16 protein-coding genes and 1 pseudogene are annotated in these 17,613 nt (G+C 74.8%); 7 read left to right on the top strand and 10 right to left on the bottom strand.

Translation table 11 applies throughout. The features are described from left to right. Positions 1-62 precede the first annotated feature (62 nt). Positions 63-1,646, top strand: a complete 1,584-nt coding sequence (locus tag AB0P35_RS09935) for a helix-turn-helix domain-containing protein (protein ID WP_363508858.1) — start codon at positions 63-65, stop codon at positions 1,644-1,646. Between the two features lie 90 nt (positions 1,647-1,736). Here the strand turns inward: AB0P35_RS09935 and AB0P35_RS09930 are convergent, their stop codons facing one another. After that, entirely contained in the window at positions 1,737-2,849 is a 1,113-nt protein-coding gene (locus AB0P35_RS09930; RefSeq protein ID WP_095872193.1) for an alpha/beta fold hydrolase, read from the bottom strand. 345 nt (positions 2,850-3,194) lie between these two features. On the opposite strand from AB0P35_RS09930, the gene AB0P35_RS09925 reads away from it, so the two are divergent. After that, positions 3,195-4,295: an ROK family glucokinase gene (locus AB0P35_RS09925; RefSeq protein WP_363508855.1), complete on the top strand. Its 1,101-nt coding sequence runs from the start codon at positions 3,195-3,197 to the stop codon at positions 4,293-4,295. Positions 4,296-4,316: 21 nt separating this feature from the next. On the opposite strand, the gene AB0P35_RS09920 is transcribed toward AB0P35_RS09925, so the two are convergent. Further along, entirely contained in the window at positions 4,317-5,939 is a 1,623-nt protein-coding gene (locus AB0P35_RS09920; RefSeq protein ID WP_363508852.1) for a CocE/NonD family hydrolase, read from the bottom strand. Positions 5,940-6,157: 218 nt separating this feature from the next. Here AB0P35_RS09920 and ggt point away from each other — a divergent pair, with 218 nt between their 5' ends. The 3 genes from ggt to AB0P35_RS09905 all read left to right on the top strand — a co-directional run bounded on the left by ggt (position 6,158) and on the right by AB0P35_RS09905 (position 9,616). Then, positions 6,158-7,954 (top strand): gamma-glutamyltransferase, encoded by a 1,797-nt coding sequence (gene ggt / locus AB0P35_RS09915; protein WP_363508849.1) that lies wholly within the window; start codon positions 6,158-6,160, stop codon positions 7,952-7,954. A 113-nt stretch (positions 7,955-8,067) separates the two neighbouring features. Further along, the gene (locus tag AB0P35_RS09910; RefSeq protein WP_363508846.1) at positions 8,068-8,871 is read left to right on the top strand and encodes an exodeoxyribonuclease III; all 804 of its coding nucleotides are present in this window, start codon (positions 8,068-8,070) and stop codon (positions 8,869-8,871) included. A 157-nt stretch (positions 8,872-9,028) separates the two neighbouring features. Then, positions 9,029-9,616, top strand: a complete 588-nt coding sequence (locus AB0P35_RS09905) for a hypothetical protein (RefSeq protein WP_363508843.1) — start codon at positions 9,029-9,031, stop codon at positions 9,614-9,616. A 31-nt stretch (positions 9,617-9,647) separates the two neighbouring features. On the opposite strand, the gene AB0P35_RS09900 is transcribed toward AB0P35_RS09905, so the two are convergent. Together AB0P35_RS09900 and AB0P35_RS09895 are read right to left on the bottom strand one after the other, a co-directional pair. Beyond that, positions 9,648-10,355 (bottom strand): lysoplasmalogenase, encoded by a 708-nt coding sequence (locus tag AB0P35_RS09900; RefSeq protein ID WP_363508840.1) that lies wholly within the window; start codon positions 10,353-10,355, stop codon positions 9,648-9,650. Then, the gene (locus AB0P35_RS09895) at positions 10,352-11,212 is read right to left on the bottom strand and encodes a sterol desaturase family protein (RefSeq protein ID WP_363508837.1); all 861 of its coding nucleotides are present in this window, start codon (positions 11,210-11,212) and stop codon (positions 10,352-10,354) included. Before AB0P35_RS09895 ends, AB0P35_RS09900 begins: the two co-directional genes overlap by 4 nt. 127 nt (positions 11,213-11,339) lie before the next feature. On the opposite strand from AB0P35_RS09895, the gene AB0P35_RS09890 reads away from it, so the two are divergent. Further along, complete coding sequence (locus AB0P35_RS09890) at positions 11,340-12,743, top strand: DUF2398 family protein (RefSeq protein ID WP_363508834.1); 1,404 nt, start codon at positions 11,340-11,342, stop codon at positions 12,741-12,743. A 27-nt stretch (positions 12,744-12,770) separates the two neighbouring features. Here AB0P35_RS09890 and AB0P35_RS09885 read toward each other — a convergent pair whose 3' ends face one another. Together AB0P35_RS09885 and AB0P35_RS09880 are read right to left on the bottom strand one after the other, a co-directional pair. Then, positions 12,771-12,977 carry a cold shock domain-containing protein gene (locus AB0P35_RS09885; RefSeq protein WP_095872185.1) on the bottom strand — a complete coding sequence of 69 codons (207 nt, stop codon included), beginning with the start codon at positions 12,975-12,977 and terminating at the stop codon, positions 12,771-12,773. Positions 12,978-13,056: 79 nt separating this feature from the next. Beyond that, a complete protein-coding gene (locus AB0P35_RS09880) occupies positions 13,057-13,269 on the bottom strand; it encodes a hypothetical protein (protein WP_363508831.1) in 213 nt (70 codons plus the stop codon). A 147-nt stretch (positions 13,270-13,416) separates the two neighbouring features. On the opposite strand from AB0P35_RS09880, the gene AB0P35_RS09875 reads away from it, so the two are divergent. After that, positions 13,417-14,523, top strand: coding sequence for a sulfite oxidase (locus AB0P35_RS09875; RefSeq protein WP_363508828.1), 1,107 nt, complete (start codon positions 13,417-13,419; stop codon positions 14,521-14,523). 40 nt (positions 14,524-14,563) lie between these two features. Here AB0P35_RS09875 and AB0P35_RS09870 read toward each other — a convergent pair whose 3' ends face one another. The 4 genes and pseudogenes from AB0P35_RS09870 to AB0P35_RS09855 form a co-directional block, all read right to left on the bottom strand. Beyond that, positions 14,564-14,965: a carbohydrate-binding protein gene (locus AB0P35_RS09870; protein ID WP_363508978.1), complete on the bottom strand. Its 402-nt coding sequence runs from the start codon at positions 14,963-14,965 to the stop codon at positions 14,564-14,566. After that, positions 14,945-15,751, bottom strand: a pseudogene (locus tag AB0P35_RS09865) (Tat pathway signal sequence domain protein); the annotation flags it as partial. The pseudogene AB0P35_RS09865 and the gene AB0P35_RS09870, both read right to left, overlap by 21 nt. A gap of 158 nt (positions 15,752-15,909) precedes the next feature. After that, positions 15,910-16,539, bottom strand: a complete 630-nt coding sequence (locus AB0P35_RS09860; RefSeq protein WP_218835709.1) for a TetR family transcriptional regulator — start codon at positions 16,537-16,539, stop codon at positions 15,910-15,912. Between the two features lie 48 nt (positions 16,540-16,587). After that, on the bottom strand, positions 16,588-17,487 hold the full coding sequence (locus AB0P35_RS09855) for an acyl-CoA thioesterase II (protein ID WP_095875307.1): 900 nt from the start codon (positions 17,485-17,487) through the stop codon (positions 16,588-16,590). Between the last annotated feature and the right edge of the window lie 126 nt (positions 17,488-17,613).

Below are 17,613 nucleotides of genomic sequence, written 5' to 3'. Positions count from 1 at the left end.
GTGCAGACTGTGAGGCCCCCACACCCACCCGACCCCCACCCTCCAGCACGAAGGAGTTGCGGATGCGTGTCCGCGACCTGCTCGCCCCCGGCGCCCCGCGGCTGCGGCTGCTCGCCGCCGAGGAAGAGCTCGACCGGCAGGTCAGCGGTGTGATGACCACCGACCTCCAGGACCCGGGCCGCTACCTGCACGGCGGCGAGCTGGTACTCACCGGCATGCTCTGGCGCACCGGGCCGGACGACTCCGAGCGCTTCGTCCGCACCCTCGCGGCCGGCGGGGCCGTCGCGCTCGCCGCCGGCGAGGCCGAGGTCGGGCCCGTCCCCGAGGACCTGGTGGAGGCCTGCCGCCGGCACCGGATGCCGCTGCTCGCGGTGCCCGACGACATCGCGTTCGGCACCGTCACCGAGTTCATCGGCCGGCAGGTCTCCGCCGACCGGGCCGCCGACCTCGCCGCCCTCGTCGACCGGCACCGGCTGCTGGTCTCCGCCGCCGGCGCCGGCGGTCTCGACGCCGTCCTCGACCTGCTCGGCGGCGACCTCGACCTCGACTGCTGGGTGCTCACCCCCACCGGCCGGGTGGTCGCAGGACCCGCCGACCGGCTCTCCGCCGAGGACCGCGACCAGCTGGTCCGCGCCCACCTCGCCGCCCAGCGCCAGCGCCGCCGCCCCCCGCACCGGGCCCGGCTCGCCGTCGGCAACTACTCGCTGCTGCCCGCCGCCGTCGACCCCGGCGCCGAGGCCCCGCTCGCCGACTGGCTGCTCGTGGTCGCCGGCGACGTCACCGAGTGGACCGCCAAGCGCCAGCAGCTCGCCGAGAACCTCGCCCGACTGGTCGCCGCCGAGCGAACCCGCCGCGACGAGGGCCGCCGGCTGCGCCGCCGGATCGCCGACGAGGTGCTCGCCCTGCTCCAGCGGGACGCCGACCCGCTGGAGATCTCCCGCGCCCTGCAGGCCTCCACCACGATGGCCACCACGTACGAGGGCGGCCACGCCGAGTCCGTCGACGCCTGGCTGATCCTCTCCGCCGAGGGCACCGGCCTGCCCGAGGGCACGGTGCGCGCCGTCCTGGAGGAGGCGCTCACCGACACCACCGACCGGGCCCTGGTCGCCGGCGCCGGCAGCGGAGCCGTCGTGGTGCTGCCCGCCCCCGGCACCGCCGTGCCCGCGGACGCGCTGCGCGACCTGCTCGCCCCGCTGGAGGCCGGGCTCGGCTCCGAGGGCCGGATCACCGTCGGCGTCTCCGCGCCCGCCAGCGAGGCCGACGGCCTGCGCGGCGCCCTGGAGGAGGCCCGGCACGCCCGCCGGATCGCCGCCGCCCGGGTCGGCCGGGTCTGCGTGGCCGGCCCGGAGGAGCTCGCCTCGCACGTGCTGCTGCTCGCCGCCGTGCCGGACGAGGTCCGCCGCGCCTTCCGCAGCCGCCTCCTCGACAAGGTCATCGCCTACGACCTGGAGCACCAGGCCGACCTGGTGCGCACCCTGGAGGCCTTCCTGCGCTCCGACGGCTCCTGGACGCGCTGCGCCGCCCAGCTGCACGTGCACGTCAACACGCTGCGCTACCGGATCGGCCGGATCGAGGAGCTGACCGGCCGTGACCTGTCCCGGCTGGAGGACCGGGTGGACTTCTACCTGGCGCTGGAACTCGCCTGACGGGCCGTCGGCCCGCGAAGCCGCCGCCCGGAACGCCGACGGGCCGTCCGCTCCCGAGGGGGAGCGGACGGCCCGTCCGTGGTACGGGGCTCAGTGCTTGGCGGGGATGATCCCGGTGAGCCAGGTGAAGGCCTTCGGCAGCAGCGGCTTCCACACGTCGACCGCGTGCGGGCCGGTGGTCTCCACCACGGTGACGGCGGTCGGCGCCTTGGCGGCCTGCTGGAGGGCCAGGCCGCTCTCGTATCCGTCGCCCTTGTTGCCGCTGACGAACAGTGAGGTCTTCGGCGGCTGGGCGGCCTTGCGGAGGATGTTCAGCGGGTTCGAGGCCTCGCGCAGCTGCGGGTTCTTGGCGGTCAGCGAGTCCGGCTCGGCGGCCGGGTCGTTGTAGCCGGAGAGGCTGATGCCGGCCCGGTAGCGGTCCGGGTGCTCCAGGGCGAGCTTGGCGGCGCAGTGCCCGCCGGCCGAGTAGCCGGCCACCGCCCAGCGGTCGGGCGAGGAGTCGGCGCGGAAGTTGTCGAGGACCATCTTCGGCACGTCCCGGGAGAGCCAGGTGTCGGCGTTCACCCTGCCGGCCACGTCGGCGCAGCCGGTGTCGGTGCTGCGGCCGAGCAGCAGGGTGCGCGGCGAGACCAGGATGAACGGCGCGACCTTGCCCTCCTTCATCAGCGGCTTGAGCTGCTCGGAGACCTTGAGGGTGCCGTACCAGGTGCTGGAGGAGCCGGGGAAGCCGGGGATCAGCTCCACCACCGGGAAGGTCTTGTCCTTGTAGGCCGGCTCGTTGTACTGCGGCGGCAGCCAGACCAGCACCTCGCCGTCGACGCCGGAGAGCTGCCCCTTGAGGTCGGTGCGCTGCACGTCCTTGGGCACCATCGGGTCGTCCACGCCCTTGAACTGCTGGAGCACCTTGGGCCCCGACTTGGCGTCGTTCCCCGGGCCGTCGGCCGGCACCTGGGGCACTGCCCGCACGTGGTCGCCGGTGCCCAGCAGGTCGTCCCAGTTGCCGTAGATCAGGTTGGCGTTGTTGACCATGACGAACACCATGGTGACGGCCGTCACCTGGCACATCAGCAGCATGACCAGTCTGGACAGCACCTGGACCGGCTTCGGCCCCCGCACCCTGCCCCACAGCAGCAGCGCCGCCGCGATGGAGAGCGGCACGAGCACGATCGTGACGATCAGGAAGGGTGTTCCGGTCAGTTGCATTGAGGTTCTCGTATCCGGGTCGCAGGCCGCGCGGGCCCCCGCTCGCCCGTGCTCGTTCCGATGTGATCAGACAGAAGGAAACCGCGGTTCGGTTCCGCCTCGAACTGAGCGGAACCTGAGAGGAACATCACGTTTGCATGTGAATCCCCCGCGCGGCTCAGCCCAGTTTGCCAGCCCCCTGACCGAATCCCTCGAACGGGGCAGCAGCTGCGGTCATTCGGATGAGGATTTCCCGCCAGTCGCGGCCGAGCCGGGACCGGGCCCCGCGCGCCCGCCCGGACGCGGGAGGATGGCGGGGAGCCGGCCACCGCACCGGCCGTCCGACCCGAAGGAGCCACCGCCCCCGTGACCAGCCCGCAGAGCACCCAGCGGCCGGCCGTCCTGCCCACCCTGTTCGGCCTCGGCCCGCGCAGCGCCGACCGCCGCCGGCGGGCCCTGCCGGCCGGCGTGCTGCGGCTGCCCACCATCGGCGTGGACATCGGCGGCACCAAGGTCGTGGCCGGCGTGGTCGACGGCGAGGGCCGGGTGGTGGACCGCGTCCGCACCGAGACCCCGCACAAGAGCAAGAGCCCCCAGGTGGTCGAGGACGTCATCGTCGACCTGGTGCTGCAGCTCGCCGACAAGCACGACGTGCACGCGGTCGGCGTCGGCGCGGCCGGCTGGGTGGACGCCGAACGGTCCAAGGTCCTCTTCGCGCCGCACCTGAACTGGCGCAACGAGCCGCTGCGGGAGGCACTCAGCGAGCGGCTGCGCTTCCCGGTGGTGGTGGAGAACGACGCCAACGCCGCCGCCTGGGCCGAGTGGCGGTTCGGCGCCGGCCGCGGCGAGGACCACATGGTGATGATCACCCTGGGCACCGGCATCGGCGGCGCGGTCGTCCGGGACGGCTTCGTCGACCGCGGCAAGTACGGCCTGGCGGGCGAGTTCGGCCACATGCAGGTGGTGCCCGGCGGACACCGCTGCCCGTGCGGCAACCGCGGCTGCTGGGAGCAGTACTCCTCCGGCAACGCGCTGGTCCGCGAGGCCCGCGGGCTGGTCGCCGAGGAGTCGCCCGTCGTCCAGCCGCTGCTGGCCCGGGCCGGCGGCACCGCGGAGGGCATCACCGGGCCGCTGGTCACCGAGGCCGCCCAGGAGGGCGACCCCGTCGCCGTCGAACTGCTCTACGAGGTCGGCCACTGGCTGGGCGTCGGCATCGCCAACCTGGCCGCCGCCCTCGACCCGGGCCGCTTCGTCGTCGGCGGCGGCGTCTCCGAGGCCGGCGAACTGCTGCTCGGCCCGGCCCAGGACGCCTTCAGGCGCACCCTGACCGGCCGCGGCTTCCGCCCCGAGGCCGGCATCGTGCACGCCGCCCTCGGCAACGAGGCGGGCCTGGTCGGCGCCGCCGACCTGGCCCGCCAGGTCGCCCGCCGCTTCCGCACCGTCAAGCGCCGGAAGAGGTTCTCCTAGGCACCTGCTGGGTTCGCCCTCCTACTTCAGCGGCACGGAGACCCAGGACGGGTCGTCCGCGGCCGAGCCGAAGGTGAGCGTGGCGAAGGCCGGGTTGTGGGTGATGTACAGCGGGTCGACGCCGTCCACCACCAGGGCCAGCCGGTGGCCGGCCGGGACGTCGTAGGCGGTGGCCTGCATCCGGATGTCGGCGGTGAACCGCTGCCCGTGGGCGCGGCCGAGGAAGGTGTACGGGGCGTGGGCGACCAGCCGGCCGACGCCGAGGGCGTCCACGTCGTACAGGTAGGCGACCAGGCTGCCGCGCTCCGCCGACGGGGTCACCCCGAGGTGCAGCCGGACGGAGCCGCGGACCCGCTGCGCGGAGCCGTACGGCTCGGACTGCCAGACCGCCGCGACGGGTCGCGGCAGCAGCGGCACCGAGACGGTCGGCGGCAGCTTGAGGAACTGCTCGGCCAGGTTGGAGAGGAAGATCACCCCGCCGTCGGCGCCGGAGTCCAGCGCGGTGGAGATCGGGGTGGTCCAGCCCGTCCGCGGTGCGCCGCCGGAGAGCGAGCCGGTGCCGAGCCAGTCCCGGCCGCCGAGGTTCAGCGTCCGGGTCGAGCCGGTGACGGACCGCCAGTCGGGGTAGTCCTCGTAGCCGTCCTGGAGCTGGGGTCTGATGTGCACGGGCGGCAGCCGGTCGACGCCGTTGTCGAGGCCCTTGAGGTGGTGGTCCAGCCAGGCCCGGGTGTCCGTCCAGACGTCGTTGGGCAGGCCGGCCAGCCCGGTGGCCTCGGCGGTGGCGTGGTCGCCTGGCCGCAGTTCGAGCCGCTTCGGGCCGGTGAGCCGCTCGTAGAAGTCGGTGAGCTGGTCGGGTGGGAAGATCGAGTCGCCCCAGGCGTTGGCGAGCATCACGGCGGTGCCGTTGGAGTTGAGCCGGTCCACGTAGGTGGCGGCGGAGCGCTGTGCGGCCCAGGCGCGGATGGCCGGTTCGTTCTCCCAGTCGCTGCCGAAGTAGCGGGTGAGGGTGGTCTTCAGTTCGTCGCCCGGACGGCCGGTCAGGTATCCGGCCACGGCGAGCAGTCCGGCGGACTGCAGGTGCTGGGTCTCGTCGCTGAACAGCGAGTCCGCGAGGTCGGCCCAGCCGCTGAGCGCGGCGACGGTGGTGATCCGCGGGTCGAAGGCGGCGCCGAGCAGGCTGATCCCGGCACCGTAGGAGATGCCGGCCATGCCGATCCGCTGCGGGTCGGCGGTGGTGTGGGCGAGTGCCCAGTCGACGACCCGGGAGACGTCGGCGACGTCGGGCGGGCCGGCCACCTCGATCTCGCCGCCCGAACCCCAGAAGCCGCGCGGGGTGTAGGAGACGACGACGTACCCCTGGGCGGCGAAGGCGCGGGCCTGGGCCAGGTACTCGAGGTCGTTGAGGCTCCAGCTGGACGGCAGGACAAGCAGCGGGTGGTGGTCGGCGCCGTCGCCGGGCTCGTACACGTTGCCCTTGAGGACGACGCCGCCCTCGCCGGGGATGTCGGTGAAGCGGAGCACCGGCGAGGCGCTCTGTGCGGCGAGGGCGGCGGGGGCGAGCGGGGCGAGGGCGATCGGTGCGGTGGTCAGCAGGGCGGTGGCCAGCGTGAGGGCGGCGGCACCGCGGCGTGCGCGTGCAGGCATGGGGGCACTCCAAGGGACCGGTCTGCGGGGTGGGGGTGGGGGTGCAGGACCGAGCTGGTTCACCGGACGGTAGCTTGTTGGACGCGATGTCAGTAACGGGTCGGACGGTATCGGAGCGATAACGAAACTACTGGCAAGTAGTGGCCTGAGGCGCTGTTGTCCTGTCCACCGCACCTGTGGCAGAACGGAGAGCTGACGACGCCTCAGGAGGCCCCGCAATGAGAGCTCTGGCCCGAATCGCCCCGCCGATCGCCCTCACCGGCTGCCTGGTCCTGGGTGCCGTCGCACCCGCCGGCGCCGCACCCGCGGGGGCCTTACCGAAGACTCCGGAGGCGGTCGGCCGGGGCGGCGCGGTCGCCAGCGTCGACGCCGACGCCACCGCCGCCGGCATCGAGGTGCTGCGCCGCGGCGGAAACGCCGTCGACGCGGCCGTCGCCACCGCCGCCGCCCTCGGCGTGACCGAGCCCTACTCGGCCGGCATCGGCGGCGGGGGCTACTTCGTCGTCTACAACGCCCGCACCGGCCGGGTCTCCACCCTCGACGGCCGGGAGACCGCCTCCCGCACCGCCGCCACCTCGCTCTTCCTGGATGCCGACGGCAAACCGCTGCCCTTCGCCGACGCCGTCACCAGCGGCCTCTCCGTGGGCGTCCCCGGCACCGCCGCCACCTGGGAGAAGGCACTGCGGCTCTGGGGCACCCGCCCGCTCGCCGAGGTACTGCGCCCGGCCGAGCGGATCGCCGACCGCGGCTTCACCGTCGACCAGACCTTCCGCGACCAGACCGCCGCCAACGAGGCCCGGTTCCGTGACTTCCCGGCCACCCGCGCGCTCTTCCTGCCCGGCGGCGCACTGCCGGCGGTCGGCTCGACGCTGCGCAACCCCGACCTCGCCGCCACCTACCGCCAGCTCGGCCGGGACGGCACCGGGGCCCTCTACCGCGGCCCGATCGGCGCCGACATCGTGAACACCCTGCAGCACCCGCCGGTCGACCCGGCCTCCGGCCGCACCGCCCGCCCCGGCAAGGTCGACCGCACCGACCTCGCCGCCTACCGGGCGCTGGAGCAGAAGCCCACCGAGGTGGCCTACCGGGGCACCGAGGTGTACTCCATCGCGCCGTCCTCCAGCGGCGGCACCACCGTCGGCGAGGCGCTCGGCATCCTCGCCCACTCCGACCTTGCCCACCTGGACGCCACCCAGTACTACCACCGCTTCCTGGAGGCCTCCCGGATCGCCTTCGCCGACCGCAACCGCTGGGTCGGCGACCCGGCCGCGCAGCCCGTCCCCACCGACCGGCTGCTCTCGCCCGCCTTCGCCGCCGCCCGCGCCTGCCTGCTCGACCCGGGCCGCGCGCTGACCAGCCCGCTCGCCCCCGGCGACCCGTACCACCCCGCCGCCTGCGGCTCGGCGGGCCCGGCCGTCACCGAGGCGTACGAGGGCCCGAGCACCACCCACCTGACGGTCGCCGACCGCTGGGGCAACGTCGTCTCCTACACCCTGACCATCGAGCAGACCGGCGGCAGCGGCATCACCGTGCCCGGCCGCGGCTTCCTGCTCAACAACGAGCTGACCGACTTCTCGTTCACCCCGGTGACCCCGGGCGTGCCCGACCCCAACCTGCCCGGGCCCGGCAAGCGGCCGCGCTCCTCGATGTCGCCGACGATCGTGCTGCGCGACGGCCGGCCGCTGTTCGCCGCGGGCTCGCCCGGCGGGGCGACCATCATCACCACCGTGCTGCAGGTGCTGCTCGGCCGGCTCGACCGCGGGCTGACCCTGGAGCAGGCGATCGCCGCACCGCGGGCCAGCCAGCGCAACGCCGCGACCACCGCCGCGGAGGCCGGCTTCCTGGCGCTGCCCGAGCGGGCCGGCCTGGAGGCGCTCGGTCAGGTGCTCGCGCCCTCCGCGGAGATCGGCGCCGCCACCGGCGTGGAACGGCTGCCGGACGGCCGCTGGCGGGCGGCCGCCGAACCGGTCCGCCGCGGCGGCGGCTCGGCGGCGGTGGTGCGGCCCGGCCGCTGACCGCCCGGAGTTGTCGGTGCCTGGCGGTATGTTCGGGGTGGGCGTCTGCCGGGCGCCCGCCCCGTTCGCGCGCACCCGCCCGAACGGCCGTACCACCGGGGAGGCCGCCCGCCGTGACCGTCCGCATCGCCACCTGGAACATCAACTCCGTCACCGCGCGGCTGCCCAAGCTCCTGGAGTGGCTGGAGAGCGCCGCCCCCGACGTGCTCTGCCTGCAGGAGCTCAAGTGCGCGGCCGACGCCTTCCCGTACGAGGAGGTCCGGGCGCTCGGCTACGAGACCGCCGCGCACGGCAGCGGCCGGTGGAACGGTGTCGCGGTGCTGTCCAGGCTCGGCCTGGAGGACGTCGTCCGCGGCCTGCCCGAGCAGCCCGGCTACCAGGCCGACGACGCGCTGCTGCCCGAGGTCGAGCCGCGCGCCGTCGGCGCCACCTGCGGCCCCGTCCGGGTCTGGTCGGTGTACGTGCCGAACGGCCGCGAGGTCGACCACGCGCACTACCGCTACAAGCTGGCCTGGCTGGAGACACTGCGGCAGACCGTCCTGGAGGACGCGGCCGGCCCCCGCCCGTTCGCGGTGCTCGGCGACTTCAACATCGCCCCGACCGACGAGGACGTCTTCGACCCCGCGGCCTTCGTCGGCCTCACCCACGTCACCGAGCCCGAGCGGGCCGCCCTCGCCGCCCTCCACGAGGCCGGCCTGCAGGACGTGATGCCCCGCCCGCTCAAGTACGACCACCCCTACACCTACTGGGACTACCGCCAGCTCGCCTTCCCGAAGAACCGCGGCATGCGGATCGACCTGACGCTCGGCAACAAGGCCTTCGCCGACGCGGTCACCGACAGCTACGTGGACCGCGAGGCGCGCAAGGGCAAGGGCACCTCGGACCACGCGCCGGTCGTCGTCGACCTGGAGGTCTGAGCGCGGCCGTGCACCCGCGGTGACCGTCCGGACCCGAACGGTCGCGTGCGGTGGCCGGGTGCGGCGGTGCTGCCTAGCGTCGGGCGTGACCGGGTGCAGCCGACCGACCACGGGGCGACCCCGCCCCCGGCCGCATCCGAGAACCTGGAGGTCAGGCATGCGCATCCCGCGTACCGCCGCCGCCGCGCTCGGCACGACCGCCCTGCTCGTCCTCGCCGCGCCGACCGCGCACGCGGCGCCCGCCGCACCCGCTGCACCGGCGAAGGGGCCGGAACCGGCCAAGGTCACCCCGGCCCAGGCCGCCCCGGGTGAGAAGGTCACCGTCAACGTGGTCTGCCCCGCCAGCACGACGAAGACCATCACCGCCACCTCGAAGGCGTTCACCGGCGGCTCCGTCACCCTGACCTCGGGCCCGAACGGCACCTACACCGGCAGCATCGCGCTGCTCTCGGCGACCGAGCTCACCCTCTCCGAGCAGGTGACCGAGAAGCCCGCCTCCTGGGGCATCGACGGCAAGTGCCCCAACGGCGACCCGTTCAGCGGCACCGTCGGCGTGCTGGCCCCGCTGACCCCGGCCGGCTCCGGCCACGGAACCACCGCGCCCGAGCCGCACGGCAGCGTGGCCACCGGCGTCGGCGGCTCGGTCACCGGCACCGGCCCCCGGGAGCTGGCCACCGGCGGGGCGCTGGTCGCCGCCGGACTCGGCGGCTTCTGGCTGCTGCGGCGCCGCGCCCCGCAGTCCTGATGCCCGCTCGTCCGCTCGGCGCCCCGCCCGCTCAGGCCGGGGCGCCGAGTCGCGTCCCGGCGGCCTCGTCCGCCACCTGCGGCGCCGTCCGGGCCTCCTCGGCCCGCAGCGCACCCCGCGCCAGCAGGTACTGCGCCGCGATGTAGGTGGCCATGACCAGCACGTTGTGGCCGGGCAGCAGCCTCCAGCCGGCCAGCCGGACGGCGATCAGGCTGTCCGAGAGCAGGAACAGGCCGCCGCCGATCCCGGTCGCGAGCCCGAGACCGGCCGAGGAGACCGCGGTGGACGCCAGCAGCAGGCTGTACACCGCCACCGGGATCTGCAGCGAGCCGAGGTCCGGCCACAGCTGGGTGATCACCGCCGCCCAGGCCGCCGCGTAGCCCGCCGCCACGAGCAGGGTGCGCCGCCCGTCCGAGAAGGCGCCCTGCCGGGCGAACATCGTCACGTAGGCCACGTGAGCCGCCGCGAAGGAGCCCATTCCGGCCAGGAAGGCGGTGTCCCCGCCGAGCTGCAGCAGCACGTCGCCCGCGGTGCTCGCCAGCAGGGCCGGCGCCAGCAGCTTCGGCGCACGCTCCGCGGAGGCCAGGCTGTGCGCGGCCAGCAGCGGCATCAGGGCCGGCTTGGTGGCGTTCTGCAGCACGGTCGAGCCGGTCGCGATCGCCCCCAGGTGGGCCGCCGAGGTCGCGGCGAAGGCGGTGACGAGGCCGCGCGCGGCGCGCAGTCGTGCGGAGACGGTCATACGAGGGTGCCCTCCGGGCTCTCGGTGCGGGCGGGCTGCCAGCCCGGCCCCTTGGTGAGGTGGCGGAGGCGGTCGCCCCAACTGCCGGCCGCGGCCACGTCGCGGGCGATCGCCGCGTACTCGTGGGTCGCCACCCGCAGCGGGTTGTAGCTCTCCAGGTTCTTCGTCAGGCCGTAGACCGGCCGCTCCGTCTCCGGCGTGAACGAGCCGAACAGCCGGTCGAAGACGATCAGGATGCCACCGAAGTTGCGGTCCAGGTAGCCGCCCTGCGAGGCGTGGTGCACCCGGTGGTGGGAGGGCGTGTTGAACAGGAACTCGACCGGGCGCGGCAGCCGGTCGATCCGCTCGGTGTGGATCCAGAACTGGTACACCAGGCTGACCGAGGAGCAGAACGCCAGCGCCGCCGGGTGCACGCCGAGCGCGATCATCGGCAGGTAGAACACCCAGGAGGTGGCGCCCGTCCAGGGCTGGCGCAGCGCCGTCGACAGGTTGAACCGGCGGCTGGAGTGGTGCACCACGTGGCAGGCCCACAGGAGCCGCACGACGTGGTGGCCGCGGTGCGACCAGTAGTAGAAGAAGTCCTGCGCCAGCAGCATCAGCGGCACCGTCCACCACAGCACCGGCACCCGCAGCGGGGTCAGCTCGTACAGCGCCGAGTAGGCCGCCACGATCGGGATCTTCCAGCCGGCGTCGAACAGCAGGCTGCCGAGGCCCATGGAGAGGCTCGCCGCGGTGTCCTTCGGGGAGTACCCCTGTTCGTCCTCGTCCGGGTGGAACCGGTAGGAGACCGCCTCCAGGACGGTGAGCAGCACGAAGGCGGGTATGGACCACCGCACGACGTCGGGCAGGTTCGGCATGCCAGGACCTTAGGGGACACCGGGCGCACACGGAAGAGGTGAGGTTACCCGCCCGTAGCGGCGGTCCCGGACCGACCGGCGGAGGCGTGCCGTCCGGCCCCGGGCACCGTCTAGGCTGGGACGCGACATGGAGCAGCACGAGTACGCGACCGGCGCCCGCGGGGCGGCCGGGGGCGCGGCGGACGGGCGCTTGGGCGGGGCGGGGCAGCTCACGGCCCACGCGCGCACCGGCGCGTACCCGCAGGCCGAGCTCCTCGCGCGGCGCTTCGCCGACGCCGACGAGGCGGCCGCGCACCGACTGTTCACCGCCCTGTTCGGGCTGTACCCAGCCCGGCACCTCGGCGGCCGCCCCGCCGACTCGCACGGCCCCGCCGCCGCCGTCAGCTGGTGGCACGGGCCGACCGTGCACCGGGCCGCCGCCGCGGCCGCCCGCTCCCGCGGTCTGCGCCGGGCCCGCCCCGAGACCCCGCCCGGCCGGGTGCCGGCGCCCGCCGCCCCCGGCCGGCACCGCCGCCCCGACCGCACCCGGGGCCCGGGGCAGAGCGCGGCGGCCGGTGAGCGCCGCACCGCCGCCCGGCTGCTGCTCGCCCACCCGCTGGTCACCCCCGCCGGGCCGCACGGTGCCGGCTTCCCGCTGATCCACCGTCACGCCGACTGGCTGACAAGGCGATTCGGTGAACTCCTCGGCTACCCCCTCACCGTGGGCCCCGGCCACGCCCGCCTGCACAAGGCCCCGCTCGCCGGCCGCACCCAGCCCGGCTTCCGGCCCGAGGGGTACGCCGCCCTCGTGCTCGCCCTCGGCGCGATCGCCGACGGGCGCGTGCCCGACCTCGAACGGCCCGAGCTGCCCGCCCTGCTGACGGACTGGCAGGTCGTCACCACCGAGCCGGACGGCGGAATCGCACTCGACCGCGACCTCGCCCGCACGCTGCTCACCGCGCCCGCCCCGGTGCCGACCGGCCCCGCCGACGGCACGGCCGTGGCGGTCCGCCGGCTGCTCGCCGAGAACCCGGTCGTCCTCACCGACGAGCTCGCCGCCCCCGAACGCGCCTGGCTGCTCGGCCGGCTGCCCGCCGAGGCCGAGCTCTTCGCCGACTTCCTCGGGCTGGAGGCGGAGATCCGGGCCGAGGGCATAGCCCTGGTCGACCCCGCCGACGAACTCTCCGACCTCGCCTCCGCCAGTGCCGGGCCGCTCGCCCACACCGCCCTGCTGCTCGCCGAGCGCCTGGTGGAGGAGCTCCGACCGCTGCCGGAGGAGGCCGCCCCGCCCGCCGTCCTCGTCCCCGACGCCCTGATAGACGGCGCCCTCGGCGACATCACCGACGACTACGGGCTGCCCGAGAAGCCCGAGTGCGACTACCTCGCGGACCGCACCGCACTCCGCCGGGACGTCCTGGACCTGCTGCACCGCATGCAGCTGATCGCCGAGGCCGGCCGCAACTGGGTGCTCCGCGCCCCCGCCGCCCGCTACGCCCCGCAGGCCGAACTCCACCCGGCCCCGGGCACCGGCCGCCACTCCCGCGGCGCCTGAAACCCGGACCGCAGAACCTTGTGCGGCTCACTCCACGGCGCGGACCCGCTCGGCGACCTCCCGGAACTCCTGGACGGTGGCGTCGTACTCCACGCGCTGCCCGTCGGCCAGCACGTGCCCGGGCGCGTCCACGATGGAGTCGTAGTAGACGGTCAGTTCCGGCCCGCCGTCGTCGGGCTTGATGTAGCCGTAGCCGTGGCCCGGGTAGTACGTCCTGACAGTGCCGGTGGCCATGTGACCACCCCCTCGCTCAGGTGCCTGTGTCGATGACGGCAGTATCGGCCGCGGGCCGGACCGGCACCACTCGATCGGCTCAGCGGGCCGCCTGGACCGCCGCGTCGCGCCGGTGGTCCCCGAAGGTCTCCGCGGTGACGCCCACCCCGAGGCCGCCGAGCGCGACGGCGGCGGCGACGGCGGCGCAGGCCAGCCAGCGGCGGTGCCGGCGGGGGAGCGGGAAACGCGGATGCGGCGGGGCGATCGGTGTGATCGGGGCGATCGGTGTGATCGGGGCGGATGGTTCGACCATGCCCCGGATCGTGCCAGGCCGGTGTGAAAGGACGGCTACGCGCGGATGAAGTCCCGGCGGAAGATCGGCATCGACTCCGTCACCGCAGGTCAGGCCAGGTGCGGCGGGCGGCTGTCGTCACCCGGTCGGCCGTACTACCGTGGAGCCGTGCCTCCCGGGACGCCCTCGGCAGGAGGCGGTGGCATCGCCAAGCCGCTGCCCCCGCAGTGGTTCCTGCGCCACGGCGGCAACGCCGAGATGCGCTGGGACACGCTCGCCGGCACCGGCCTGCACACCCCGAACGAGCGGTTCTTCGTCCGCAACCACACCCGCACCCCACGGATCGACCAGGAGACCTGGCGGCTGCGGGTGCACGGCAGCGGGCTGCGCGGCCCGGGGGCGGTCTTCTCCCTCGCCGAGCTGCGCGCCCTGCCCGCGGTGACCCTGGACGCCGTCCTGGAGTGCGCCGGGAACGGGCGCCGGTACTGGTCCGAGCAGCAGGGCACGCCCGCGCCCGGCACCGCCTGGGGGCTGGGCGGTGTCGGCATGGCGGCCTGGCGCGGGGTGCCGCTCGGCGAACTGCTGGAGCGGGCCGGCCTCGGCCCGGCGGCGGTGGACGTGCTGCCCGGCGGCCTCGACCCCGAGTACCGGGCGGCCGGCCGGAACCTCGGCCGGGTGCGCCGCCCGCTGCCGATCGGCAAGGCGCTGGACGACGTGCTGGTCGCGTACGAGATGAACGGGCAGCCGCTGCCGCCCGACCACGGGGGCCCGGCCCGGCTGGTGGTGCCCGGCTGGGTGGGGGTGGCCTCGATCAAGTGGCTGGGGTCGGTCGAGGTCGCCGACCGGCCGCTGGAGTCGCCGTGGACCACCGCGTACTACCGGCTGTTCGGCCCGGGGCAGCCGGCCGGCGGCGGCCCGGCGCTCACCCGGCAGACCGTCAAGAGCGCCTTCGAACTGGCCCCGGGCGCGGTGCTGGCCGCCGGCCGCACCCACCGGCTGCGCGGCCGCTCCTGGTCAGGGGCGGCCGCCGTCCGCGCGGTCGAGGTGAGCACCGACGGCGGCCGCGACTGGTACCCGGCCGAGCTGCTGGACCCGCCGAGCCGGTACGGATGGCGGCGGTGGGCGGTGGACTGGCGGCCCGCCGAGCCCGGCCGGTACGGGCTGCGTGCCCGCGCCACCGACCTGCTCGGCCGCACCCAGCCGGCCGAGGCGCCGTTCAACCGCGAGGGCTACCTCTTCGACGCGGTCGTGGTGCACCCGGTGACGGTGGTGTGAGACACCGGACGCCAGGCCCGGCACCGGTACTGGCACCGGCTCAGGCGATCGCGATCCGGTCCAGGCGGGGTGCCCCGGCCGCGCCGACGGCGGTGACCCGGACGGTGTTGGCGCCCGTGCGCAGCGTGATCGGCATCGCGACCGTCGCCCAGTCGTCCCAGCCGCCGGTGGGGCGGAAGGCCCGCCCGGCGACCACCCGGCTGCCGTTGACCGCGATGTCCATCGGCCGGTCGACGGGGTCGCCGTTGGCGTACCGCACGGCGAGGGTGGCGCTCGCCGGCGTGCCCGCGTCGACCGTCCACTCGGCGCCGGCCCCGGGGCCGCCGTCGAAGGCCGCGAAGCGCGTCCCGGCCGTGTCGGTCTCGACCCGCCCCTGCCGGAGCAGGGCCTCCTCGGCCCGGTAGATCCCGGACGCCCCGGAGACCAGCTGGTAGCCGCGCATCGAACGGATCAGCAGGTGGCAGTCCTGCAGCGAGCCGGAGGTGTCGCCGAGCGAGCGGTAGATGCCCCACTTGGGCCGGACCCGGTCGGCGAGGAAGGTGTCCACGCCGTCCTTGGTGGCGTCGACCAGGGTGGTGCCGCCGCTGCGCAGGATCCAGCGCACCATGCCCTTCGACCCGTCGCCGATCCGGATCCGGAAGTCGACGTCGACCCAGCGGTCGTGCAGCGGGGCCAGGTCGGTGCGGCCGACCAGGGTGTCGGACTGCGGGAGGGCGAGTTCGATCGTCTCCTTGCCGCCGACCCGCCGCAGCGACTGCACGACGATCGGGGAGGTGCCGTTGCCGGGCTGCTTCATCTGCATGATGTGGGTGAACGTGGTGGTCGCGCGGAGCGAGGACGGGATGTGGACGGCGTAGGTGGTGCGCCAGGTCTCGCCGGGCCGCCACTCCAGGAAGGGGCCGCCGGCGGGGCTGCGCATGCCGGTGACCTCGTGGCGCTGCCGGTCGGTGGCGGTGTCCCGGTCGACGGTGTGCATGGTCCAGCGGTAGGCGTCGCCGTCGGTGGTGATGTGCGGCCGGGCGGAGGGGTGCGAGCCGGCCCGGTCGTCCTCGACGGTCTCGAAGGCGCGCAGGCCGTCGAAGGAGGCCGAGGGCGACCAGCGCAGCTGCCAGCTGGAGACGACCGGGGCGGCGGCCGGGGTGTCGCCGCGGGCGACCATCTGGAGTCCGGCGGAGGCGGCGCCGCCGAGTGCGGCACCGAGCAGCAGGCGGCGTGAGGGCGTGTTCATGACAGGCCTTCTCGTGGTCGGGGGCAGGACGAGGGGTTCCGGGGGTCTGCGAGGTTCCGGGGGCGGAGTCCGTCCAGCGTCGGGGCCTGCCGGGCCGCGGTCAAGGAACGTCAGGAACGCTTACGGCCGATTTAAGACTGGCCGTTCCGGACCGGCCGTCAGGCCGCCGGATCGGCCGCCTCGTACGGTGTCAGCACCAGGCGCACCACGTCCTCCAGCCGGCGCCGGGCGTCGTCCAGGGTGGTGCGGCCGGTCACCCAGGCCGTCAGCTCGCCCTGCCAGGCGTGGCCGACGATGTGCCGCACCACGTCGCCCTGGCTGGGCGGTACCTCGGTCATCACCGCGCGCAGCGCCACGCCGTCCGCCCGGGCCATCGCCTGCAGCGCCTCGCTGGCGAACGGGTCGGTGGACGCCGCGACCGACACCCGCAGCCGGGCGAGCTCGGGCTGTCGCTGGTAGGCGCGCATGCCGTGCCGGACGAACCGCACCATCCGGTCGCTGGCGGTGAGCCCGGCGCGCCGGCCGCGCACCTCGCCCACCAGGTCGGTCAGCAGCGAGCGGTGCCACTCGGCGATCGCGGCCGCGAGCAGGTGGTCCTTGGACGAGAAGTAGCGGTAGGTCGTCCCGAGGGCGACCCCGGAGCGCTCGGACACCTGGCGCATCTGCAGCCGCTCGACGCCGATCTCGGTCACCAGTGAGAGGGCGGCCGCGATCAGGTTTCCGCGCCGTTCGAGCTGACGGGGCGACATCGCCTCCACCGGACGGGGTGACAGGTCAACCTTGGTCACCCTCGCCATGATAGGGCCCGGGGTGCCGCACGGGTATGACGCGATCGGTCACGGACGGGTCGCGCGTGCCTCCCGCAGCAGCGTCTCCTGCACCGCCGAGGCCACCAGCAGGCCGTCCCGGTTGTAGAACTCGCCGAGCGCCAGACCCCGCCCGTCCGAGGCCGACGGGCTGCGCTGGGCGAACAGCAGCCACTCGTCGGCCCGGAACGGCCGGTGGAACCACATCGCGTGGTCCAGCGATGCCAGCATCGTCCGCCGCGGCTCCTTGCGCCCGAAACGGTGCGGCTCCAGGTGCAGCGCCGTGGTGGAGGCGAGCGTCAGGTCGGAGAGGTAGGTGAGCGCGCAGACCTGCAGCAGCGGGTCGTCGTCCGGCAGCGGGGTACCCGTTCGCAGCCAGACGAACTGCTGCGGGACCCCGGGCAGTTCCGCCGGCATCCCGGGCGCGTCGGCGGGCAGGAAGCGCATCTCCAGCGCGCGGAACCCGGTCGACTTGGCGAAGTCCTCCGGGTTCGCGCGCTCCCAGTCCACGAACGGGTCCGGCAGCTCCTCCGGCCCCGGCACCGGCGGCATCGTGCGCTGCCGCTCGGACGAGGCCTCCGGGCGCTTGAACGAGGCCGACATGGTGAAGATCGCCTCGCCGCGCTGGACCGCCGTCACCCGGCGGGTCGCGTACGAGGAGCCGTCCCGGATCCGGTCCACCTGGTAGACGATCGGCCGGGTCGGGTCGCCCGGGCGCAGGAAGTAGCCGTGCAGCGAGTGCACCGCACGCTCCGCACCGATCGTCCGCCCGGCCGAGATCAGCGCCTGCGCGGCCACCTGGCCGCCGAAGGCGCGCATCGGCGCGCCGGCATGGCAGCGACCACGGAACAGGTTCTCGTCCAGTTCCTCGATCCGCAGCAGTTCGACGAACGGGGCCACCTGGTCGTCGGCCGGCTCTCCCTGCTCCATGGCGTCGTTCACCGCTCCATACTGGCAGATCGCCCCAGCGCCACGGTGTGACCTGGGTTACCCGTGGTGCGCCGGGAGAGTAGAACCTGTTCCAGAAGCGACGCCCTGTCAGTCCCCGCCCCTAGC

Source organism: Kitasatospora sp. NPDC085879 (genome assembly GCF_040686255.1).
Lineage (GTDB): Bacteria > Actinomycetota > Actinomycetes > Streptomycetales > Streptomycetaceae > Kitasatospora.
This window is presented reverse-complemented; position numbering and strand designations above follow the sequence as displayed.